Below are 23489 nucleotides of genomic sequence, written 5' to 3'. Positions count from 1 at the left end.
TGGAAGGAAGCCTGAGATTGACGGCTGGAGGGAGGCCCGAGGTTGATGGGAGAATGTGGGCGTGGGGTGGGGTCTAGTAATCCCACTCGACGCCGACGCCGAGCTTGCTCGAGCCGTCGGAGCCCACTTCGCCCTTCAGCTGAATGTTCTTCGTGACATTCAGGTCCACAACTGCGCTGGACGTGCCGCTGGTCGTCTGCTTCACACCGACATAGACGTTGTCGTTGACGTATTTGCCAGCTGAGACCGCGGCGTTCCTCTGGTCTTCCTCACCGGTCACCTCGAGGACATCGACACCCAGGCTCGTGCGCAGCTGGTCGAGGAGACCGGGACCCGAGCCGCCGAGACCACCAAGGCGGGCGACTTCGAGAGAGAGCTGACCGACCTGGAGCGGGCTCAGCTGATCCAAAGGCTTATCGAAGATCAGCCGCGAGAGAACCTCGTCCTGGGGCAAAGCGGGTGTCGATTCGAAGGAGAATTTTGGATCAGAGGCCTTTCCCGTGACCAGAACGGTCGCGGTGACGCCCGAAGCGCTGGACTGGGCGGCGAAATCAAGCTCGGGATCGAAGGAGCCCTGGAAGTCGAGCAGACCGCGGCTGAAGGTCAGCCGCTTGCCGAGGATTGCCAGATTTCCGCGGCGAATCTCGAAGGCACCGACGGCGACGGGATTGTCGGCCATGCCGGTCACCCGGATCGAGCCGCCGAGAACCACATCGAGGCCTCGTCCGCGAATGAAAATCTGGTTTCCGGCATCGAGGCGGAGATCCAGCACAATCGGCAGTGCGGCTGAGGATTCCTGGGCCTGGCGCGCCTTCACCTGAGCCTGGATCTCGGCGGGGGCATTGACATGCTTCACGTTCAGGCGGGCGATGGATTGCGGCAGCTTCTCCGGGATCGTGATGTTCAGGCGGTCGATGTTGACGCGGCCGCCCAAGACGGGCCGGGTCGCCATGGGACCGGTGAGGGTGAGGTCCGCGCCCAATGCGCCCTCGGCCATGCGGCGGTCGTTGATGCGGAAGCTCTCGGCACGGATGCGCAGGTTGGCGGGCATGCCAGTTGCGGGATCGATGCTGAGGTCGCCGGAGACCTGGATCGTCCCGCCCTCCGGGGATTTGGCGTTGAACTGCTCGATCACCACCCGCTTGCCGTTCAGGCGGGCACGAAGAACGATCGCCTCCAGGGTGACACCGGCGGATACGGCCGTGAACCGCGCACCATTGGTGATGACGGTGCCGGTGATCTGAGGATCGGCGGGGCTGCCCGCCACCTTCAGATCAACGTTGATGGTGCCGGTAAAGGCGGCGCTGCTGCTGGCCAGCATCTGGTTCAAGAGGCTGCCGGGGAGCGCGCCCTTCACGTCGAGTGCGAGGTTGCCTGCGCCCATGGGTGCCGACCCCGTCACCCGGATGGAGAAATCCGCAGCGCCGCTGACCGTGCCGTCGAGGGTGACACGGTTCCCCTGGGTCGCGCCATTGGCCACGATGGAGAGGGGCGGGAGATTGGCCGCGCGGGTGGCGGCGACGGCTGCGCCGCGCCAATCGAGACGATAGGACACGTTCGGCGTGGATGCGGGACCAGACACAGCGGCCGTGCCGCTGATAGTGCCGGCCGGGTCGAGGTCCGGCGCGACGACAGCCATGAGGCTGGCCGGGACATTGTTCAGCTCGGCCCGCAGATCAAGGGTCTGCCCCGCCGTGCCGCGCACGGCCAGGCGGCCGCCGCGGGAGGTGAAGGTGGCGGGCGGAATGGTGAGAACGCCGTTGGCCATGGTGACCGTCACGGGCGAGGCCAGGGTCGCGACTTCGCCCCGGGAGGCGAGGCGGAGCCTTTGAAGGCCGACGGCGACATTGCCCGACGAGGCCGCGATGCGGGCCGTGGCGGCGAGGTCGGCCCCGGCAACGGAGGTGGTCAGGTCCAGCTCGGTCGCCTGACCGTCGGCCCGGGCGTTCACGTTGATGACGCCAAAATCCATGCCGCCGGACTTCGCTCCCGAGGCGCGCAGGGTGCCCTGGGCCACGGGAGCCGACATGAGCGCGTCGACGCGGGCGTCGATGGCGATCGAGGCCACGGAGAGGCTGTCCAGACGGAGACCGTTGCCCACGCCCTTCAGGCTGGCGACCACGTCGCCATTGCCGGGCTGGAAGCGAAGGTCGCCCTTGAACAGGCCTGCCAGAGGCATGCCGGCGAGCGCCTGGAAGGCACCGAGGTCATCGACATCGATGGAGAGGGAGCCGTCGGGGGTGCCGTCCGCAGCAATGCGAATGCCGCCCGCGGCCCGGGCAGCGCCGAAGCCCAGAGTGAGATCGTCCAAGGCGATGGCGCCATCGGAGGCGCGCGCCAGGTTCGTGCTGCCGGAGAGATCGCGGCCCTGGAACCGGCCTGCGACGGTGAGCTTGCCCTGGGGTGCGGCAATGGGGCCGGCGCCGGTGAAGGTGATGACGGGATTCTCGAAGGGCCGGCCCTCGACGGCCAAGCCGTTGCCGGTCACCCGGGCATCGAAACTGGCATTCTCAGGGGTGCCCTTGGCGGTGAAGACGATGTCGGCGGCTCCCGCCAGACGCGGGTTGAAGAGAGAGAGGTTGCCGATATGGGCGGTGGCGTTGAGGTCGGCGCGGGCGTCGTTGACCACGCCATCGACGGCAGCGGACAAGCCCTCGCCCTGGAGCTTGAGGCCGGAAATGGCGATATCGCCGCCGGCTTGGCGCGCGACGGATCCAGTCAGCTTGATGGCGCCCGGGACCTGGCGCGCGGCGCCCTCGCCGGTCATGCCGAGGTCCTTCACGGTGCCGTCCAGGGAGAGGGCGAACAGCTGATCGGCCAGACCGACCTTGCCGGTGGCGCTGAGGGTTGCAGCCCCTTTCAGCTGCATTCCGGTCAAAGCCGCAAAGGCACCAAGGTTCTGGACCGCGACCGAGGCGCTGCCTTCAGCGGTGCCTTCGCGAAGGGTGCCGGCATAGCGCAGAACGCCGGTGCCGAGGCTGAGAGAGGATTCGCTGATGGTGAGGCCATCCGGGTTCAGCCCCAAGCGAGCGTCGAGGGAGACGGTTTCGCCCAGGACACTTTGCAGCTTGGGATCGGCCAGCTTCGGATTGGCAGCCTGGATCCGCAGATGGCCGCGCGACGACGTCCACAAGGAGGACAGTGCCGCATCGGCGCGGGCGCCGGAAAATGCCGCGGTCAGCGTGCCGATCTGGCCCTCTGCCGTGGCGAGGCCGCGTGCCACAAGATTGGCCGTGATCGGGGCCGGGCCCTCCTGAGCTCCCAGCTCGGCCGTGAGCTTGGCATCCTGAAAGACGAAGTTCTTGCCGTGGTCCAAGGGGATCGTGACCATGCCGCCTTCGGAGGAAACGATCTCCGCATTGATCCGCGCCCTCGTGATGTTCAGATCAAGATCGCCCGAAGCCGTGAGAGCCATGCGGGTCGTGCGAGAGGCCAGCTCGGCACGGTCGACATCGATGAGGCCGCCGGGACGCCAGGTCACGATGGCCTGGAGCCTGCTCTCGCCCTCCAACAATGACTGGAAACGCTGAGGCACGAGATAGGCCAGTTCGCCGCCAAGGCCCGCCGTGATGCGGCGACCGGTGTCGGAGCCTTCGATGCGGACCGTGCCCGCGACGAGGCGCTGCGCGCCGGCATCGAGAGAAATGGTGGCGTTCCAGTCGTTGAGGGAGCCGGTGCCGACGATCTCGCCCGCGGTCGCGGGAGCGCCGGGCACACCCATCAAGGTGGAGACGATGCCGTCCTGGGGCTCGGAGAACTTTGCATCGACGGCAAGCTGCTGCGTCGCAGGGCCGTAGGAGAACTTCGCGTTCAATACGCCACCGGCGCCGTCTCGCCGCTGAATGCCGAGGGTGCCGGAGAGAAGGTCGCCGGGGTCGACGAGGGCCAGCGTCCCATCCACCGCCAGCACCGCGGGAGCGCCGAGAACCGGTGCTTCGAGATCGAGGCGGCGAATGGAGAGCTCATCGAGCTTGATGCCGATGGGCGGCAGAGTGGTGGTGGAGGGCTCCTCGGTCTCGGCCGAGACGGGAGTGCGGAGCACGACGATCTTCTCGGCCGTCAGGCGGCTGACCTGGAAGCGGCCGGCGAACAGGGACCAGGGGCTCCAATCGAGCACGGCATCGTCGATCAGAAGCCAGGGGCCCTGAGCATCGCCGATGGAGATCTGATCGAAGTGAAGATCGGCGAGGGAACTGCCGCCGATATCGCCGATGGCAATGGCGAAGGTCTCACCTGAGAGCATATCGGAGGCGATTCGGGCAGTGACGTTCCGGCCCGGCGATGTGAAGATAAGCAGAGCCACGGCCAGAATCGCCACGCCGACGAGGCTGCCCAGGGAGATCAGTCCGATTTTGAGAAGCTTGCGTATCATCAGAAGGACTGACCTAAGCCTATATAAATGGCGAAATCAGGATCATCCTTCTCGGGCGACAGCGGCAGGGCGACGTCGAGGCGCACCGGACCGATGGCGGTGTAGTAACGCAGGCCCAATCCGACCCCGATCTTGTTGACGGTCTCACCGCTTCCGGGGATCGAACCGCGAGAGACGGTGGCCATGTCGACAAAGGGGACGATGCCGATGGTCTCGGTGACGCGGGCGCGAAACTCAAAGGATGCCTCGGCCAGGCCGCGGCCGCCGACAACGTCCCCATTCACGCGCGGTCCGACGTTCTGGTAGGCATAACCGCGCAAGGAGCCGCCACCGCCGGCATAGAAGCGGCGCTCCGGCGGGATGCCCGGGAGGTCCGTGCCAAAGGTGGAGCCCAGGGCGACGCGGCCCGCGAGAACATAGCGATGGCGGGCATCGATGGGATAATAGGCCGAGGCCTCGACTTTATTGATGACGAAGGCATGGCCGCGATCAACATCCACCATCGGCGTGACGTACCCCGCCACACGATAGCCCTCGGTGGCATTCATCCGGTCGTCGCGCTTGTCGTAAGTGATGGTGCCGGGTAAGCCCACGAGGGTGTAGTCGCGCTCCCCGAAGGCGTCATCGGCATGGGAGACCTGACCTTCCACGGCGATCGATCCGGTCAAGGCTTCGCTGAAGCGATGCGTCAGGCCGACTTGCGCCTTGGCGCCGTAGGTGCGGTAGTTATCGGTGTCCGGATGCTCGCGAAAGAGCGTCGCCTCCGTGAAGAAATCCGTGTCGATGTCGATGATGGCGGGCTTCACGAAGCTCGCCTTCAATTCATATTGATAATCGCCGGCGTCGAAGGAGGAGAGTTCGCTGACGGTACCCTCGATGCGCAGGCGCTCGGCCTGGCCGAACAGGTTGCGATGGCCCCAATAGGCGTTGATCTCAGCACCATCGATGCTCGACCAGTTGGCCGAGGCACCGACATAGCGGGGCTTTCGATCCGCCACGGAGACGATGATGGGCAGGCGACCGTCCGGGGTCAGCGTCTCAGATTCGATCAGGCGCACAGACTGGAACGTGTTCAGGGCGCGGAGCCGGTCGCGGGCATCGGCGACCTCCTTGGGCGAATAGACGGTTCCAGGCTCGATGTTCACGATGCGCCGAACGAAGTCGACGTCAACGGCTTCGGTGCCTTCAATCGTGATCTCGCCGAACAGGGCACGGGGCCCCGGATCGACCCGCAAAGCGACGTTGAGCTGAAGCTTTGCATGGTCGGCCACAATCTCACGCCCGATGATTTCGACCAGCGGATGGCCGCGCTGGCGCCAAGCATTCATCAGCTGGGACTCGGCCGCCAGAACCAATGACGAGCGCGCCGGCCGGCCGGAACGTATTCCATAATCAGCCGGATTGCTGCTGACGGGATCTGGACCTTCGGCAGGTTGGGTGATGCTGACACGGCCAAACTCGAAGCGAGGACCCGGCTGCACCTGGACTTCGACCGGGACCGGGTTGGGCGGCAGCCTCGGCAAGGTGCCAGGCGGCAGATCGCCGATGCGCTGGCCGGCGACGAGCGTGTGAATGGAGCCACCATAATAGCCGGCGGCATAGAGGGCACCGATCAGTCGCTGCTCATCGGCCTGAACGCGCGCCACGAAGGAGGCCGGATCTCCCGGCGGCGTATCGCTCTGGCTCTCCAGCACGGAGGCTGCCTTCAACTGATCGGCGAGGTCATCATCCGGAGGCGTGACCGTGAATGTCGTCTCATAGACAACGGACCCGGCCGGTGGATCGGGTTCAAAAAACTTATAGCCAAAAACATCAATGGCGTAGGCCGCAGACGGAACGGATAAAATTGCCGCCCCAGCCACCAATGCGGCAGCCAAACTTTTACAAACAATACGCATCTACTGGCCCACCTGACCGATGTGCCTCTCAAAGCGGGCTTCCTCTCCCCCGAGCGTGCCTCCTGGCTGCATGCGTCAACCCAATTTCCATGTCAATGCCGCGCGCCGCAGCAATACTCTCGATCAATTCTGCCGCGCAGGATGTAAGAATTGCCTTAAATTTTAAGCCTGTTAATCGCGCACGGACGTATTGGACCGGTTAAGACACGGTATGGCAACCCCTTGCGGACCGACGCGGCGATGTGGCTTCGCGCGTGTTCGTCAGTTGTTCGTTTGCAGAGTGCGGCGTGAGGAAATCCGCAGCCAGCAAGGGATTATCAACCATAAATTGTGGCGCTTAGACTGGCGGGAAGAGAATCACGGACGCGAGTCGCGGCCCCCATTTAAGGTTTCATCAACCATGATGGGTATTTTCCTCACCAGTTGGGCCGGAGGTCGCCCGGGCGGACAATTCATCCTCAGGTCGGGGAGACCCTGCGGCGGGCGATGGTGATGACGCTGACGGCGAAGGCGAGATTAACGATGCCAAAAACGAAGAAGACGCCGTGGATCGTCAGACCCGTGGCGATGAGAATTGCGGCGACGCCGGTTGCCACCGTCATGAAGACCGCGTTCATCACATTGGCCGCCGCCACGATGCGGGAGCGGACCGCCTCGGCGCTCTGGGCCTGCATCAAGGCGTAGAGGGGGACGACAAAGACTCCGCCGCACAGGGCCATGCCGATCAGGTCGCCGAGGATGCGCCAGTTGGAAAGCTGCGAGAGGAACTCCCCGATGGGGATCAAGGGCGCCGTCCTGACGACAGGCGGCAGGCCGGAGGAGGCCCAGACCAAATCCAGGGCAAAGAGCGTGAGGCCCAGGGCCGCAGCCGGGGCCAATCGGGCGGAAACAACGCCCTTGAGCAGAAGATTGCAGAGCAAGGAGCCCAGGCCGATGCCGACGGTGAAGGCTGCGAGAAGTAGATTCGAGACGGCGGCGTCAGCCCCCAGGATCTGAAAGGTAAAGGCCGGGAACTGGGCCACGAAGACGGCGCCAATGGCCCAGAACCAGGAGATGCCGATGATCGCCCGCAGAACGATCCGGTCCGTGGCCGCCTGACGCAGGATCGCGGCTGTCGCACGATACAAGTGCCAGTCGATGACGAGATCCGGGGCGGGAGGCGGCGCATTCGGGATGGCACGGGCGACGAGATAGCCGATGATCGCCGAGCCGATCATTGTCGCGGAGACAATGAGCGGGCCATGCTCTAGGCCGATGACAAGGCCGCCGAAGAGGAGGCCGAGAAGGATGGCCAGAAAGGTGCCCGTCTCGATCATGGCGTTGCCGCCGATAAGTTCGTCCTCGCGAAGGTGCTGAGGCAGGATGCCGTATTTGATCGGGCCAAAGAAGGTGGCGAGTGTGCCGGACAGGAACAGGATGGAGAGCATGAAGTAGGCGTTGTCAGAGAACAGGCTCGCGGCGGCAATGAGGGCGAAGGCGATCTCACCCATCTTGATCGCCCGGGTCATGCGGCCCTTCTCGATCTTGTCGGCGAGCTGCCCGGCCAGGGCAGAGAAGAGGAAGAACGGCGCGATGAACAGGGCCGCGGCGATGTTGACCAAGAGGGGTGCGTTCAGATCCTGGGTCTGAGTGAGCTGAAACGTGATGACTATGGCGATGGCGTTCCGCAGGACATTGTCGTCAAAGGCGCCGAGCGCCTGAGTGACGAAAAGCGGCACGAAGCGCCTGGTCGCCAGCAGCTGGAACTGACCCGACGCCATGCCCCTTCCCCCTCAATCACCGTGTCCGACCCCTGTATGCGCGCTCGGCCACAGGCGTGCAACAGTGCAGCGTCCCGCAGGACTTTCCGTTTCGCGCCGGCGGCCCCTAATCCGCGCCGGTCACGCAGGCTGCGTAAGGGCCGATGCCCGACATCCTCCGCTGAATGAGGGATGCCATTCGGTTGGTGAGCCGGCCGGGCTTGCTGGCATTGCGCCCCAGAGGATCGGGCAAGACCGCCGCCAGAAGGGCCGATTCGCGACGCGTGAGCTGTTTGGCGCTCTTGTCGAAGTGGCGACGGGCCGCCTCCTCCGCACCATAGATCCCCTCGCCGAACTCGACGACATTGAGATAAATCTCGATCACCCGCCGCTTCGACAGAACAAGATCCAGCCAGTAGGCCAAGGGGACCTCAAGGGCCTTGCGGATGTAGGAGCGGCCCGGCCAGAGGAACAGGTTCTTAGCAAGCTGCATGGTGATGGTGCTGGCGCCGCGGGAGGCGTCGTCCTCAATCACCTGGTTGACAGCAACCCAATCGATACCGTCATGCTCGCAGAAACGCTGATCTTCCGAGGCGATCACCGCCAACGGCAAGGTGGGCGCGATGTCTTCCAGGGGGACCCAATCGTAATGAGGGACGGTACCCCCGACGAGCCGCAGGACCATCAGCGCGCTGGCGGGAGGGGGGATCACCGCATAGAGCAGCGTGAGCAGGAAGGGCAGCAGCGCCAATGCGCCGACACTGAAAACCAAACGCCGGAACAGCGGGCGCTGGAAAACGGCTCGCCGTTGCGGCATGGCAGTTTCGACCTCGCTCGTCACCTTCCTTTAACTCGCCCCCAGCCTGTGCATTGCGCGGTCGCTCCTCTCCCCGTATGACAGGAGCCTAAGGGGTTCGCCTGACCGAGACAATCATATGATCAGCCTCGCCGCCGATCATATCGCGCTTTCCACGGACCATTTTCCATGAGCTTCGAGACCCGACTCAAATCCATCGCCCAAGACGTCGACACGCTGTTGGAACAGTTGCTACCGGCGAGCGGTTCCCGCGCTCCGCGAGTGATCGACGCGATGCGCTATTCGAGCCTGGGCCAGGGCAAGCGCCTGAGACCGTTTTTCGTGGTGGAGAGCGCAAGCCTGTTCGGCGTCGAGCGGGCACAAGCCTTGCGGGTCGGCGTGGCGCTGGAATGCATCCATTGCTATTCGCTGGTGCATGACGACCTGCCCGCCATGGATGACGACGATCTGCGACGGGGCAAGCCCACCGCCCATATCGCCTTCGACGAGGCGACGGCGATCCTCGCGGGGGACGGGCTGTTGACCTTCGCCTTCGAAATCCTCGGCGATGCGAAGACCCATCCCGACGGTGCCGTTCGGTCCAATCTGGTCCTCGCCCTGGCGAAGGCTGCCGGGGCGGACGGGATGGTCGGCGGTCAGATGCTGGACCTGGCCGCGGAGACCGCTTCGAGACCGCTGACCCTGGACGAGATCATCACGCTGCAGGCGATGAAGACCGGCGCATTGTTCCGCTACTCACTGGAAAGTGGGGCCATCCTGGCACAGGCGAAGGAGGCGGATCGGCTGGCGCTGGTGGACTATGCGGAGACCGTCGGGCTGGCGTTCCAGATCGCAGATGACCTCCTGGATGCGGAGGGCGATGCCGAGACGACGGGCAAGCGCACCGGCAAGGATGCAGAAGCGGGCAAGGCGACCTTCGTGAGCCTGATGGGGCTCGAGGGGGCCAGGGCCAAGGCGCGCTCGCTGGTGGAGGACGCCTGTGCGGCGCTGGAGCCGTTCGGGAAGAAGGCGGAGACGCTGCGGGAGGCCGCACGGTTCATCGTGGAGCGGAAAAGCTGAGGCGCAGTGGGGGCGTCGTTCGAGACGCAGCCTGAAGGCAGCTCCTCAGGATGAGGGGCTTTCCTCTGCGGCACGAGGTCCCGGGTCTGCACGGCACCGCTTCGCGCTGCAGCGCGCCCGGGATGACGGGAGTGGAGCTTCGGCCGGTGCTATTCGGCGGCGGTCACCATCTCGACGCGCTCGCCGGGGGGGAAGCCCTGGCCGTAGCGGCGGTCGACATAGGTTTCGAGCAGGCGCTTGAACTGGTCGCCGATGTCCTCGCCGCGGAGGGTCATGATCTTCTTGCCGTCGACGAAAACCGGAGCTGCGGGAATTTCGCCGGTGCCGGGAAGGGAAATGCCGATGTCGGCATATTTTGATTCGCCGGGGCCGTTGACGATGCAGCCCATGACGGCGAGCTGCAGCTCCTCGAAGCCCTTATAAGTGTCGCGCCATTCCGGAACACGGACCTGGATGTAGTCCTGAATGTCCTTGGCGAGCTCCTGAAAGACCGTGGAGGTGGTGCGGCCACAGCCCGGGCAGGAAATGACCTGGGGTGAGAAGGACCGGAGGCCAAGCGCCTGCAGGATCTCCTGGCCGACGCGGACCTCCTGAGACCGGTCGCCGCCCGGCTCGGGCGTGAGAGAGATGCGAATGGTATCGCCGATGCCCTGCTGCAGAAGGACGGCTAGGCCGGCGGTCGAGGAGACGATGCCCTTGGACCCCATGCCCGCTTCGGTGAGGCCGAGGTGGAGGGCATAATCGCAGCGCGAGGACAGCATCTCGTAGCAGCGGATGAGATCCTGAACCGTGGAGACCTTGTTGGACAGGATGATCTTGTCGCGCGGCAGTCCGATCTCCTCGGCGCGGGCGGCAGAGACCAGCGCGGACTGCACCATGGTCTCATGCATGACCTCACGGGTGGTCATGGGGCTGCCGGCGCGGGCATTCTCGTCCATCAGCTTGGTGAGGAGCTCCTGGTCGAGAGAGCCCCAGTTGACGCCGATGCGGACCGGCTTGCCGAAATGGATGGCCGTCTCGATCATCATGGAGAACTGCTTGTCGCGCTTGTCCTTGAAGCCGACATTGCCGGGATTGATCCGGTATTTCGCCAGCGCCTCGGCGCAAGCGGGATAATCGTGAAGAAGCTTGTGGCCGATATAGTGGAAGTCGCCGATGATCGGTACGTCGACGCCGCGCTGAGCGAGCTTGTCGCGGATATGGGGAACGGCCGCGGCCGCCTCGGGGCGGTCGACGGTGATGCGAACCAGCTCCGAGCCCGAGCGCCAAAGTGCAGCGATCTGACGGGCCGTGCCTTCCGCATCGGCGGTGTCGGTATTCGTCATGGACTGGACGACGACAGGGGCGCCCCCGCCGACCATCACGTCGCCCACCATAACGCCTACCGTCTTGTGGCGCGGAAGATCCGGAAAATCAGCCATGATCCATCTCTCATACCCTAATCCCCAGTCTTTGGCACGAGCGGATCTCGGTTTCAAGACGGGTGCGGCGACGCAGATGGGACCGCAATGCTGCCTCAGGAGGCCGTTGCGCATTGGGCACAGGTGCCATTCACTTCGATGATGGGGCGGTTCACGGTAAAGTCTGCAGCGCGGGCACAGCCCTCCACGGCATCGAAAACGCCGGCCGCCTCGCGTTCGGCGACGAGGCCGCAGACGTCACAGATGAGCAGCAGGGACCGCTGCGCATGGGCGTGATCCTGCGTGCAGACGATGAAGGCGTTGCGGCTCTCGACCTTGTGCACGAGGCCGCGGGCGCGCAAGAAGTCCAGTGCGCGATAGACGGTGATGGGCGCCGGACGGTCGCCAGCGGTGCCCATGCGTTCGATGATGTCGTAGGCGCCGACCGCCTCATGGCCGGAGGCAATGATCTCCAGCACCTCGCGGCGCAGGGGCGTGAGGCGCGCACCCTCACGGGCGCAGCGTTGTTCGGCGCGGGCAATGGTCGCGCCCATGCAGCTCTCGTGGTCGTGATCGTGGTCCATGGGGGATGAGGCGGCTTTCATTGTTGTTATAGTATTACTTCGCGAGAGCAGGTTCAATGGCAGGAGATGCACGCATGTCCCAGACACCCGGCATCACAGGCCTTTCAGGATCTGAGAGAAGCGAATGAGGGGCCGCTGATCGCGGATCAAGCCGAGCGGCACGGAAAAGTGACCGCCGGGCCAGAGGAACCGGTTCTCTTCGGGGACCTGCCAGTGGCGGAGAAGAAGCTCGGCGCTGCCATAGGGGGTAACATTGTCGTAGCGGCCGTTCAGCGTCACCATCGCCTGGGCGGGCACCACCGTCTCCTCCCAGGGATCCATCAGCGGCAGATAGGGGGCGATGGTCACACGGTTCCAGCCGGCCTTGGTGAGCCGGTCGCGGGACTTCCACGCGTCCGGGAGACGTCCCTTGGCCAGTATGTGCCAAATGCTGGCGCAATGATTGATCAAGAGGAGCGCATCCGGCCAGTATTCGCGCGGCCAGTACCGGGCTTTCGCCGCCAAGAGCTGTGCCGTCAAGGCACCCAGGCTGATGCCGCCGACGGCGACAGGACCAGAGGAGGTGGCACGCGCCCAGCGCATGAGAACCGACCATTCGAGCACGGATCCGGCCAGGCCGTGAACGGCGCCGAGGGGAAGGGTCGCCGCAAAGACCTCGCCGCTATAGTGGCCGAGAGGAACGCGACGGCCATGCCAGGGCGCCTCCGGACGGATCACGCGGATGCCCGCCTTGGTGAAGATCGAGGTGTCGGCCTTCATGCCCGGCCAATGGTCGAAATCCATGCCCAGACCGTGGCCAAAGATCAAAGTCGGCGGATTCGCGATGCCACGCGGCTCGTAGACCCAGGCCGTCACCCGATCCCCGACGACGGCATAGGGAGATCGGAAGCGGATCCAAAACTGGCGGCCACCCGCATCGTCAAGGGCGACGGATTGGCGAATGATGTCCTCGGGTGGAAAGCTATAGACGACGGCGGGATCGAGCTCCTCGGGCCCCGAGATCATCTCCGCCTGCTCAGGGGTCGGGATGCGCCACGTGGCGCTTTCCAAAGGCCGTTTGTAGCGAAAACCGCCAAACCGGCGGAAGAGCGCGGTGTGGGCCCGTGCCCTCTCGAGCCGTTCATTCTCATAGGTGGCGAGGATACCCGGCGGTGCCCTCTCATGACCGAAGAAATGCGCCTCCCACCGAACCTCGGCATCGAAGCGGCGAGCCCGCGCCTCCTTTACATCATGCAGGAGCCGGTCAATCTCCGACCTGCCCCGGGTGATCTCGCCGGCACCCAGGGTGGAGAGAAAAGCGGAAAGGTCGGTCCCGGTCGCGTTCGCGACGGCCCACTGGCGAGAGGCCGGAAGAAACCAGCGCTTCAGCGCCAGCAGCGCCAGCTCATCGAACCATGGACGCGCTATGAACGGCCCAAGAGGGCCGCGGATGATCCTCAATAGGGCGTCACCGGCCATTCACTCACGCTGCCTGATTCATCATCGGGAGAAAAGCCCGGCCCGCGAGAGGGCGATTAACCGAAACTCCGCAGTGACGCAATCTCCTGCCACTTTCGGCGATGTTTCCACGAGAATGAATTGCTGCAATAGTGGATAGGAAGAAACGCCTGGGATGAGGGATCCCGGAGCGAATGGGAGGTCACAAATGAGAAAAAATGCCTTTCTGAGCGCCATGATCGGTGTGTCGCTGCTCGCCGCAGCAGCCGTTTCGGCAGATGCCAAAACATTGGTCTATTGTTCCGAAGGAAGCCCCGAAGGCTTCGACCCGGCACTCTTTACCGCCGGCACAACATTCGATGCATCGGCAAAGCCCATCTATAATCGTCTCGTCGAATTCGAGCGCGGAGAGACATCCGTGATCCCGGGACTGGCAGAATCCTGGGAGGTCTCGGATGACGGCAAAGAATACATCTTCAAGCTGCGCAAGGGCGTGAAATTCCACACGACGGATTTCTTCACCCCGACGCGGGACCTCAATGCCGACGACGTCGTGTTCTCCTTTGAACGGCAGCTCAAAAAGGATGATCCCTGGTACAATTATGGCGGCGGCAACTGGGAATATTTCGCCTCCATGTCGATGCCTGACCTGATCAAATCGATCGAAAAGGTGGATGACCAGACGGTCAAGATGGTGCTCAATCGTCCGGAAGCGCCAATGGTCGCCAATCTGGCCATGGACTTCGCTTCGATCGTCTCCAAGGAGTATGCCGACAAGCTGAAGGCGGACGGCAAGATGGAGATGTTGAACCAGGAGCCCGTAGGCACCGGCCCCTTCCAGTTCGTGGCCTATCAGAAGGACGCAGCGATCCGCTACAAGGCCAATCCTGACTATTTTGGCGGCAAACAGCCGATCGACGATCTGGTGTTCGCCATCACGCTGGATCCGGCCGTCCGGTACGAGAAGCTGAAGGCGGGCGAGTGCCACGTCGCGTCATATCCCGCACCAGCCGACGTCAAAAGCATGAAGGAAAATGCCAGCCTGCAAGTGCAGGAACAGGCGGGGCTCAACGTCGCCTATCTCGGTTACAATACATTGGTGAAGCCCTTCGATGACGCGCGGGTGCGCAAGGCGTTGAACATGGCGATCAACAAGCCGGCGATCATCGAAGCGGTCTTCGAAGGCTCCGGGGCCGTCGCGAAGAACCCCATCCCGCCGACGATGTGGAGCTACAATGATGCGGTGAAGGACGATCCCTATGATCCGGAGGCCGCGAAGAAGCTGCTGGAAGAGGCCGGCGTCAAGGATCTGTCGATGAAGGTCTGGGCAATGCCGGTGCAACGGCCCTACATGCCGAATGCGCGCCGCACCGCAGAGATGATCCAGGCGGATTTCGCCAAGATCGGGGTGAAGGCCGAGATCGTGACCTTCGAATGGGGCGAGTATCTGAAGCGGTCGTCGGAGAAGGACAGAGACGGCGCGGTCATCCTGGGATGGACGGGCGACAATGGCGATCCGGACAATTTCCTGGCGGTGCTCCTGGGCTGTGATGCGGTGGGGTCCGCCAATCGCGCACAATGGTGCTACAAGCCGTTCGACGACCTGATCCAGAAGGCGAAGGTGGTCAGCGACCAGGCGGAGCGGACGAAGCTCTATGAACAGGCGCAAGTGGTGTTCAAGGAGCAAGATCCCTGGGCCACGCTGGCGCATTCGGTCGTGTTCATGCCGATGAGCAAGAAGGTCATGAACTACAAGATGGATCCGCTGGGCAGCCACAGGTTCGACGGAGTCGACATCACGGAATAGCGAGTTGCCACTCCTGATCGCATCGGGAGCCACCGCGGAACTCGGGGGGTCCTTCGAGACGCAGCCTATGGCTGCCCCTCGGGATCCTTCGAGACGGCCCTTCGGGCCTCCTCAGGATGAGGGGTACGGGGTGGCCCCTCAGGATCCTTCGAGACGGCCCTTCGGGCCTCCTCAGGATGAGGGGTGCGGGGGTCGAGACCCAGACGCCTGGCGTCGGCGATGATCTGGTTCCTCATCAGACGGACCCTGCTGCTGATCCCGACCTTCATCGGGGTCACGATCATCGCCTTCGGGTTCATCCGTCTCCTGCCGGGGGACCCGGTGCTGATGATGGCAGGAGAGCGATCGCTCACCGCTGCGAGATATGCCGAGGTGATGCGCGCCTATGGGCTGGACCGGCCGATCTGGGAGCAGTACCTCACCTTCATGAACAATCTGATGCATGGGGACCTGGGGGTCTCCATCATCACCCGGAAACCGGTGCTGACGGAATTCCTGACGCTGTTTCCGGCAACCGTCGAATTGACGGTCTGTGCCATGATCTTCGCCGTCGTGATCGGAATTCCGGCCGGGGTCCTCGCCGCGGTGAAGCGACGCTCGGCCTTCGACCATACGGCGATGACGGTCGCCTTGATCGGCTATTCGATGCCGATCTTCTGGTGGGGGCTGCTGCTGATCATCTTCTTCTCCGGCATCCTCCGGTGGACGCCGGTGTCCGGTCGGATCTCGCTGCTCTACTTCTTTCCGTCGGTCACCGGTTTCATGCTGATCGACAGCCTGCTTTCGGGGCAGAAGGGTGCCTTCACTTCGGCTGTCAGCCACCTGATCCTGCCGACCATCGTGCTCGGCACAATTCCCCTGGCGGTGATCGCGCGGCAGACGCGATCGGCCATGCTGGAGGTGCTGAGCGACGATTACGTGCGGACCGCGCGGGCGAAAGGTCTGAGCCCGCTGAGAGTGGTGGGTGTGCATGCGCTACGGAATGCGATGATCCCGGTGATCACCACCATCGGCCTGCAGACAGGCGTGCTGATCGCCGGCGCCATTCTGACGGAGACAATCTTCTCCTGGCCGGGCATCGGCAAATGGATGATCGATTCCATCTTCCGCCGGGACTATCCGGCCGTACAGGGTGGGCTGCTGCTCATCGCGGCCATCGTCATGGTGGTCAATCTGGTCGTCGACCTGACCTATGGGCTGGTCAATCCCAAGATCCGGCACGGAGGATGAGCGCATGAGCGATCTCAGCAGCACGGAACCCGCGGTCGACCTCCGCAGGACGGGGCGAGTGGCACTGCTGCGGGAGTTCTGGGCCTATTTCCGCGAGAACAAGGGTGCGGTCTGGGGGCTGTATTTCTTCGTGTTCATCATCCTGGTGGCGATCTTAGCGCCGCTGATCGCGCCGCACGCGCCCTATGAGCAGTATCGCGACGCTCTTCTCGTGCCTCCGGTGTGGAGCGATGGAGGACAATGGCGGTTCCTGTTGGGGACGGATGCCGTCGGGCGCGACATGCTTTCGCGGCTGATCTACGGCAGCCGGTACTCGTTGCTGATCGGGTGCATCGTCGTCAGCATCTCCCTGGTGGTGGGCGTGGTGCTCGGGCTCATCGCCGGGTTCTCGCCGGGGGCGGTCGACGCCACGATCATGCGGATCATGGATGTGATCCTGTCGTTCCCGAGCCTGCTGCTGGCGCTGGTCCTGGTGGCGCTGCTGGGTCCCAGCTTCACCAATGCGATGATCGCCATCGCCATCGTGCAGCAACCGCATTACGTGCGGCTGACACGGGCGGCGGTGCTGGGGGAAAGACCCAAGGACTATGTGACGGCAGCCAAGGTGGCGGGCGTCAGACTGCCGCGATTGATGTTCAGGACCGTGCTGCCCAACTGCATGGCACCACTGATCGTGCAGGCGGCCCTGTCGTTCTCCACCGCGATCCTGGATGCGGCAGCATTGGGCTTCCTGGGCATGGGCGCGCAACCGCCGACGCCCGAATGGGGAACGATGCTGGCGGAAGCCCGGGAGTTCATCCTCCGGGCATGGTGGGTGGTGACCTTTCCCGGGCTGGCCATCCTCATCACCGTGCTGGCGATCAACCTGATGGGAGACGGGTTGCGAGACGCGTTGGATCCCAAGCTGAAGAGGTCGTGATGGCACTCTTGGAGATCGAGGAGCTTTCCGTCGTGTTCGAGACCGCGATGGGCGACCTCAAGGCGGTCGACAGCGTCTCGCTGAGCGTCGATGCCCGAGAGATCGTCGCCGTCGTCGGAGAATCGGGGTCGGGCAAGTCGGTCGCGATGCTCGCGGTGATGGGACTCCTGCCGTGGACGGCCACGGTGCGGGCGAAGAGGCTGAGCTTCGGCGGCACCGACCTCCTGTCGCTGTCGGCGCGGCAGCGGCGAAAGATCATCGGCAAGGACATCGCCATGATCTTCCAGGAGCCCATGTCGAGCCTCAATCCATGCTTCACGGTCGGATATCAGCTTGCCGAGACGCTGAAGGAACATACCGACCTGGATCGGGCGGGGCGGAAGGCCAGAGCCCTCGAGATGCTGCAGGCGGTGGGAATTCCGGAGCCCGAGCGGCGGCTCAAGGCGTTTCCCCATCAGCTGTCCGGCGGCATGAGCCAGCGGGTGATGATCGCGATGGCCATCTCCTGCCGGCCCAAGCTGCTGATCGCGGACGAGCCGACCACGGCGCTGGACGTGACAATCCAGGCGCAGATCCTGGACCTGCTCATCACGCTGCAGCGCGACACGCATATGGGACTGGTGCTGATCACCCACGACATGGGCGTGGTCGCCGAGACGGCGCAGCGGGTCAGCGTGCAGTATGCGGGTCAAAAGGTGGAGGAGCAGCCGGTGCGGTCGCTGTTCGCCGATCCGCATCATCCGTACACGGCGGCATTGCTCGCGGCCCTGCCGGAGCGGGCGCGCGGCCGCAGACTGCCCTCGATCCCCGGCGTGGTGCCGGGGCTCTTCGACCGGCCGGACGGCTGCCTGTTCTCGCCGCGCTGCCAGTTTGCGACAGCGAAATGCCATCAGGTCGAGCCACCCCGTGCGATGGGGCTGGGCAAGGCCCTCTGCCATTATCCCCTGATCCACGGCGTGCCCCAGGGCCATCCCGATCCGGCGCGGCGCGAGGCGGCGGCATGAGCGACGTCATCCTGGAGGCACGGGATCTCACACGGGTCTATCAGGTGGGCGGCGGCCTCTTCTCCAAGCCGGCAACGGTGAAGGCGCTGGCCGGGGCAAGCTTCACGCTCCGTCGCGGCAAGACACTGGCCGTGGTGGGGGAATCGGGTTGCGGAAAATCGACCCTGGCGCGGCTGGTCACCATGATCGAGGCGCCGACCAGCGGCAGCCTGACGATCGACGGGGTGGAAATCGGCACGGCGGACAGCAAGCAGTTGCGGGCGATGCGCTCAAAGGTGCAGATCATCTTCCAGAACCCGTATGGTTCGCTCAATCCAAGGCAGAAGATCGGCGACGCCATCGAGGAGCCGCTGCTGGTCAACAGCGCCATGCCCGCTCGGGAGCGTCGCGAGAAGGCGCGGTCGATGATGCGGCAGGTGGGGCTCCGACCGGAGCATTACGAGCGCTATCCGCACATGTTCTCGGGCGGTCAGCGGCAACGGATCGCCATCGCCCGGGCGCTCATGCTGGACCCCGAGGTCCTGGTGCTGGACGAGCCGGTGTCGGCGCTGGACGTTTCCATCCAGGCGCAGGTGTTGAACCTGCTGGCGGACCTTCAGGAGCGGTTCGGCCTGGCCTATCTGTTCATCAGCCACGGGCTTTCCGTGGTCCGTCACATCGCGGACGAGGTGATGGTGATGTATCTCGGGCGCCCGGTGGAACAGGGGCCGCGGGAGGAGATCTTCGAACGCCCCCGGCATCCCTATACGAAGGCGCTGCTCTCGGCGACGCCGATCGCCGATCCCGAGCGGGCGAAGATCCGGATCATGCTCATCGGTGAGCTCCCCTCGCCCATCGATCCGCCGTCGGGCTGCCCGTTCCACCCACGCTGTCCCGCCGTGTTCGAGCGATGTCCGGGAGAACGGCCGCTGCTGCTCCCGGCCGGTCCCAGCCTGGTGGCCTGCCATGCGGTGGAGGAGGGGCGCATCAGCCCTGGCATTCCGAGCGAAGCCGCTGTACCAAGCTAGCGGCGTGTGGGGAACAGGTCAGTCCACAGAGGAAATAAAGACAATGGCGCAGTCTACGGGCGAAGCTCTGGTCGCCCTGCTGGAAGGCTATGGTATCGAACAAGCCTTCGGAATTCCTGGCGTACATAATGTCGAGCTGTACCGGGCCCTGCCGCGATCTTCGATCCGGCACGTGCTGCCCCGGCACGAGCAGGGCGCCGGCTTCATGGCCGACGGCTATGGACGCGTGACCGGCAAGCCCGCCGCATGCTTCACCATCACAGGGCCGGGATTGACGAACATCCTGACGGCGGTGGGCGAGGCCAATTCGGATTCGGCGCCGATGCTGGTGATCTCCAGCACGCTCGATGTTCCGGACCTGGGCCAAGGCCGCGGCCGGCTGCACGACATGATCGATCAACATGGCGCGGCGGCGAGCGTCGCAGGATTTGCGGCCGTGGCGACAGCCTCGAAGGACGTGCCGGACCTGGTCGCGAGGGCGCTGGCCTTCATGCGCGCGGGGCGGCCGCAGCCGGCCTATATCGAAATCCCCATCGACGTGCTCAAGTCGGAAGCTGAGGGAGACTGGGAACCGAGGTCCCTGCCCTCGCGGCCACAGCCCGACCCGGTGCTGATCGACCGGGCCGCGGAGTTCCTGCTCAAGGCCGAGCGCCCCATCATGGTGCTGGGCGGCGGGGCCGTCGCCGCGACGGAGCCGGCCCGGCGCATCGCCGAGATGGTCGGGGCTGCCGTGGTGACGACCATCGCGGGCAAGGGGATCGTGCCAAACGATCATCCGCTGTGCCTGGGCGCCATCCTGCCCGATCCGAAGACGCATAAGCTGCTCTCAGAGGCCGATGTGGTTCTGGCGGTGGGATCGGAGCTGGCGGAGACGGATTTCTGGCTGGACGGGGAGACCATCAAGTTCCGGGGCGCCCTGATCCGGATCGACGTGGATGCGCAAAAGATCGCCTCACCGCATTCGGCCGCGCTGCCGATCCTGGCAGATGCGAAGCCCGCGCTGGAAGCCCTGGTGGCTGCCATCGGGCGGCATGGAGAGGCCCCGAAGTCGCGGGTGACGCCTTCCTGGGTGTCGGCATTCCGGGCGGAGGTGGAGGCCAACGAAGCGCCTTCACGCAAGATGCACCGGAAGGTCCTGGAGGTGGTGCGAAGCGCCCTGCCCGAGGATACGATCGTGGTCAGCGACGAAACGCAGCTCGCCTATTCGGCCAATCAAGTGTTTCCCATGGGAAAGCCGGCAAGCTGGTGCCATCCGATCGGGTTCGGCACGCTCGGTTACGGACTCCCGGCAGCCATCGGGGCCAAGTTGGGCAAGCCCGATCGACCCGTCGTGCTCATCACGGGCGACTACAGCTTCCAATTCACCTGCCAGGAGCTGGGCACCGCCGCGGAAGCGGGCCTGACGCTACCAATCATCGTGTGGAATTCGGAGTCGCTCGCGGAAATCCATGACGACATGGTCAAGAAGGGCATCAAGCCCAATGCCGTGACCCTCAAGAACCCCGATTTTCCAGCCCTGGGCCGAGCCTTCAACTGTCTGGGGGTGCGGGTCACGTCGCTGGCCGAGCTGGAGACGGCCATCAAGGACGCGTTGACGGCAAAGGTCCCGACGGTCATCGAGGTGAAGTCGGACATCGTGGCTTGATCGGGCGATGGCTGGGGTCCCGGCTCTGCGCTGCGCTTCGGCCGGGATGACGAGAGGGGGCGCTTCGTTGCGGCCGGGACGAGCGGGCACCGCGGTCTGAGCGGAGGGGCCCCCTGTCCGGGGGGAAAGCGTCAGGTCTTGGCCCTGGATCCTCGGGTCGAGCCCGAGGATGACGAAGAGAGGGAGGATGACGCAGAGAGAGGCCATGGTTCGCTCAGAGAGGGGCCGTGGTTCGTAAGAGAGACACCATTGTACGCGACGTGACTTCAGAGATGACGATCGAGCGAAGGTTGCTCTGGTCATCTTGAGAATGAGGCTGTATAAGGCGCGCCACATCAAGCTCGCCGAATTTTGGCGACGCGCAGCCGTTTGGCTGTCGAATTTGGCGACGCGCAGCCTTTTGGTTGTCGCGAGGAGATTAGATCATGGCTGTTCCAAAAAAGAAAAGCTCGCCCATGCGGCGCGGCAATCGTCGTTCGGGTCACACGAAAGAGACCCCGAGCTATGTCGAGAGCAAGCAGTCTGGCGAATTGCACAGGCCGCACCACATCGATCTGAAGACCGGCATGTACCGGGGCAAGCAGATCCTCGAGCCCCGCGAAGACTTCTAAGCGCCCGATCCGCCGACTGCCATCCGGTCCATTTAGCGAGTCGGACTTTTTAGAGTGTGGACAGAGGCCATCTTCGCGAGTTTCATCACCCTGTTCGTGGTGATCGATCCCATCGGCCTCGTCCCGCTCTTCCTCGCCCTGACCCCGAACGCCACAAAGTCCCAACGCCGGATCATCGCCGGCCGGGCCGTCTTTGTCGGCTTCGTGATTCTGCTCGCCTTCGGTCTCCTCGGCGACGAACTGCTCCGCTTTCTCGGCATCAGCCTGGCGGCCTTCCGCATGGCCGGAGGACTGCTGCTCTTCGTCATCGCCCTGGAGATGCTGTTCGAAAAGCATCATGAGCGCCGGGAGCGCAACGTCACCGACCAGGCGGACGCCGAAGCGGAGGCTTTGCCGCAAGACGATCTGGACGATGTGAGCGTCTTTCCCCTGGGCATACCGCTCATCGCCGGACCCGGCGCCATCACCTCCATCATTCTCCTGATGAACGAACAGCAGGGGAGCCTCAGCGCGCAGTCGATGGTCATGGGCGTGATGGTCGGCATCATGCTGCTGACGCTCGTCCTGTTCCTGATCGCCGGCGCCGTCAGCCATTACATCAGCCCGATGGTGACGCGTGCGGTGACCCGTGTCCTCAGCGTCATCCTCGCGGCGCTGGCGCTGCAATTCATCCTCGACGGGGTCCGGGAATTCGCGCTGCTGCTCTGACACCCCCTCGCCCGGCACTCTCGTCCGACCTCGACGATTGTGGCCCGCTCCTTGCTGATGACGGCGGAATTGATCGTCACACAGGGCCAGTCGCTCCGAGATGGTACGCTTCGGCAGTGCTTCCGCGTCAACATCCGCTTCGGCAACCGCAGCAGCCGGCACGATCGCCGAAAGCCCGGTTGCGCTCAGCGCGTGGAACGCGCTGGTCCGATCGGCTGCCGAGCCCAGCCTTGCCGCGGATCCTGCATGGGTCCTGCCGGCATTGCGCCATCTCGACCCGCGCCGCGATGCCATCATCGCCACCGAAATGGTCAATGGCGCACCAGGCTTCGTCGCCGTGCTCCGGAAGACGCGGTGGAGATGGGGCATCCCCTGCCCCGTCCTGACCAGTTGGTCCCATGCCCATCACTTTCTGGGCACACCCCTGGTGAACGAGAAAGACGGTTTCGCCGGCTTCACCAAACTGTTTTCCCGCGGATTGCCGGTCCTCTGGACACGGCTGCCTCTGGAGGGCGCTGCCATGGCGCAGATCGAAGCCGCCGCCCAAGGCAGCGGCGCCCAAGTTTCCGTCACCAATCGCCATGAACGTGCCTGCTATCGTCCTGACGGGCGTTTCGAGGAACGGTTCAAGGCCACCGTATCGCGGCATCGCCGCAAGGAATTCCGGCGGCTTCGGGCGCGCCTTGCCGAGCAGGGAGATCTGCGCTTTACCGCCCTGTGCCAGGGGGATCGCCTCGATCCCTGGTTCGACCAGTTCGAGGCCCTGGAGGCGTCTGGCTGGAAGGGAAGACGGGGCAGCGCGCTGGCCCAGGACGAGCCCTCGGCCCTGTTTCTGCGGGAGGCCGGCTACCGACTCGCAGCCGAGGGCCGGCTGATGTTCTGGGCGCTTACATTGGACGATCGGCCCGTGGCCATGCTGTGGGCGATGATCAGCGGGCGCAGAGCCTGGCTCGGCAAGATCGCCTATGACGAAACCCTGGCCCGCTCCTCGCCGGGGGTGCTGCTGATGCTGGAGGCGACGGCGGCGCTCGACCGGCAGACAGCCGTCGACCTCGTGGATTCCTGCGCCACCCCCGACCATGGGATGATCAATCACCTGTGGCGCGACAGACTTGCGATCGGGGACGTGCTGGTGACGCCACCCGGCTTCTCCAAATTCCTGCACCGGCTGCTGGTGCTGGCGGAGCAGAGCCGGACCCTCGCGGCATGTCGATTGCGGCGGTTAAAGCATTCATTGATCAGGAAGAATTGA

Annotated in this window: 17 protein-coding genes; 10 read left to right on the top strand and 7 right to left on the bottom strand. The window is 64.3% G+C overall.

Annotation, left to right across the window (positions count from 1 at the left end):
• Positions 1-73: 73 nt before the first annotated feature.
• The 4 genes from FKM97_RS23810 to mtgA all read right to left on the bottom strand — a co-directional run bounded on the left by FKM97_RS23810 (position 74) and on the right by mtgA (position 8826).
• Entirely contained in the window at positions 74-4372 is a 4299-nt protein-coding gene (locus tag FKM97_RS23810; RefSeq protein WP_144294967.1) for a translocation/assembly module TamB domain-containing protein, read from the bottom strand.
• Complete coding sequence (locus FKM97_RS23805; protein ID WP_144294966.1) at positions 4372-6270, bottom strand: autotransporter assembly complex protein TamA; 1899 nt, start codon at positions 6268-6270, stop codon at positions 4372-4374. Before FKM97_RS23805 ends, FKM97_RS23810 begins: the two co-directional genes overlap by 1 nt.
• Before the next feature lie 458 nt (positions 6271-6728).
• Positions 6729-8030 (bottom strand): MFS transporter, encoded by a 1302-nt coding sequence (locus FKM97_RS23800; RefSeq protein ID WP_144294965.1) that lies wholly within the window; start codon positions 8028-8030, stop codon positions 6729-6731.
• 106 nt (positions 8031-8136) lie between these two features.
• Positions 8137-8826, bottom strand: coding sequence for a monofunctional biosynthetic peptidoglycan transglycosylase (gene mtgA, locus FKM97_RS23795; RefSeq protein ID WP_144294964.1), 690 nt, complete (start codon positions 8824-8826; stop codon positions 8137-8139).
• A gap of 168 nt (positions 8827-8994) precedes the next feature.
• Here mtgA and FKM97_RS23790 point away from each other — a divergent pair, with 168 nt between their 5' ends.
• The gene (locus FKM97_RS23790; protein ID WP_144294963.1) at positions 8995-9885 is read left to right on the top strand and encodes a polyprenyl synthetase family protein; all 891 of its coding nucleotides are present in this window, start codon (positions 8995-8997) and stop codon (positions 9883-9885) included.
• A 149-nt stretch (positions 9886-10034) separates the two neighbouring features.
• Here the strand turns inward: FKM97_RS23790 and ispG are convergent, their stop codons facing one another.
• The 3 genes from ispG to FKM97_RS23775 all read right to left on the bottom strand — a co-directional run bounded on the left by ispG (position 10035) and on the right by FKM97_RS23775 (position 13327).
• The gene (ispG, locus tag FKM97_RS23785) at positions 10035-11306 is read right to left on the bottom strand and encodes a flavodoxin-dependent (E)-4-hydroxy-3-methylbut-2-enyl-diphosphate synthase (RefSeq protein ID WP_144294962.1); all 1272 of its coding nucleotides are present in this window, start codon (positions 11304-11306) and stop codon (positions 10035-10037) included.
• Positions 11307-11401: 95 nt separating this feature from the next.
• Positions 11402-11839 (bottom strand): transcriptional repressor, encoded by a 438-nt coding sequence (locus FKM97_RS23780; protein ID WP_170241111.1) that lies wholly within the window; start codon positions 11837-11839, stop codon positions 11402-11404.
• A 123-nt stretch (positions 11840-11962) separates the two neighbouring features.
• Complete coding sequence (locus tag FKM97_RS23775) at positions 11963-13327, bottom strand: alpha/beta hydrolase (protein WP_144294960.1); 1365 nt, start codon at positions 13325-13327, stop codon at positions 11963-11965.
• A 214-nt stretch (positions 13328-13541) separates the two neighbouring features.
• Here FKM97_RS23775 and FKM97_RS23770 point away from each other — a divergent pair, with 214 nt between their 5' ends.
• The 9 genes from FKM97_RS23770 (at position 13542) to FKM97_RS23730 (ending at position 23489) form a co-directional block, all read left to right on the top strand.
• Entirely contained in the window at positions 13542-15113 is a 1572-nt protein-coding gene (locus tag FKM97_RS23770) for an ABC transporter substrate-binding protein (RefSeq protein ID WP_428977937.1), read from the top strand.
• Between the two features lie 219 nt (positions 15114-15332).
• Positions 15333-16343 carry an ABC transporter permease subunit gene (locus tag FKM97_RS23765; protein WP_144294958.1) on the top strand — a complete coding sequence of 337 codons (1011 nt, stop codon included), beginning with the start codon at positions 15333-15335 and terminating at the stop codon, positions 16341-16343.
• A gap of 4 nt (positions 16344-16347) precedes the next feature.
• Positions 16348-17262, top strand: coding sequence for an ABC transporter permease subunit (locus tag FKM97_RS23760; protein ID WP_144294957.1), 915 nt, complete (start codon positions 16348-16350; stop codon positions 17260-17262).
• A complete protein-coding gene (locus FKM97_RS23755) occupies positions 17262-18266 on the top strand; it encodes an ABC transporter ATP-binding protein (protein WP_144294956.1) in 1005 nt (334 codons plus the stop codon). The genes FKM97_RS23760 and FKM97_RS23755 overlap by 1 nt, the downstream gene beginning before the upstream one ends.
• Positions 18263-19273: a dipeptide ABC transporter ATP-binding protein gene (locus tag FKM97_RS23750; RefSeq protein WP_144294955.1), complete on the top strand. Its 1011-nt coding sequence runs from the start codon at positions 18263-18265 to the stop codon at positions 19271-19273. The genes FKM97_RS23755 and FKM97_RS23750 overlap by 4 nt, the downstream gene beginning before the upstream one ends.
• Positions 19274-19316: 43 nt before the next feature.
• Positions 19317-20918 (top strand): 5-guanidino-2-oxopentanoate decarboxylase, encoded by a 1602-nt coding sequence (locus FKM97_RS23745; protein ID WP_170241110.1) that lies wholly within the window; start codon positions 19317-19319, stop codon positions 20916-20918.
• A 425-nt stretch (positions 20919-21343) separates the two neighbouring features.
• A complete protein-coding gene (rpmF, locus tag FKM97_RS23740; RefSeq protein WP_144294953.1) occupies positions 21344-21529 on the top strand; it encodes a 50S ribosomal protein L32 in 186 nt (61 codons plus the stop codon).
• A gap of 54 nt (positions 21530-21583) precedes the next feature.
• On the top strand, positions 21584-22237 hold the full coding sequence (locus FKM97_RS23735; RefSeq protein ID WP_144294952.1) for a MarC family protein: 654 nt from the start codon (positions 21584-21586) through the stop codon (positions 22235-22237).
• 100 nt (positions 22238-22337) lie between these two features.
• Complete coding sequence (locus FKM97_RS23730) at positions 22338-23489, top strand: GNAT family N-acetyltransferase (RefSeq protein ID WP_144294951.1); 1152 nt, start codon at positions 22338-22340, stop codon at positions 23487-23489.

The organism is Rhodoligotrophos appendicifer, from assembly GCF_007474605.1.
GTDB lineage: Bacteria > Pseudomonadota > Alphaproteobacteria > Rhizobiales > Im1 > Rhodoligotrophos > Rhodoligotrophos appendicifer.
The sequence above is the reverse complement of the archived record's forward strand: the minus strand, read 5'-3'. Positions and strand labels throughout refer to the sequence as shown.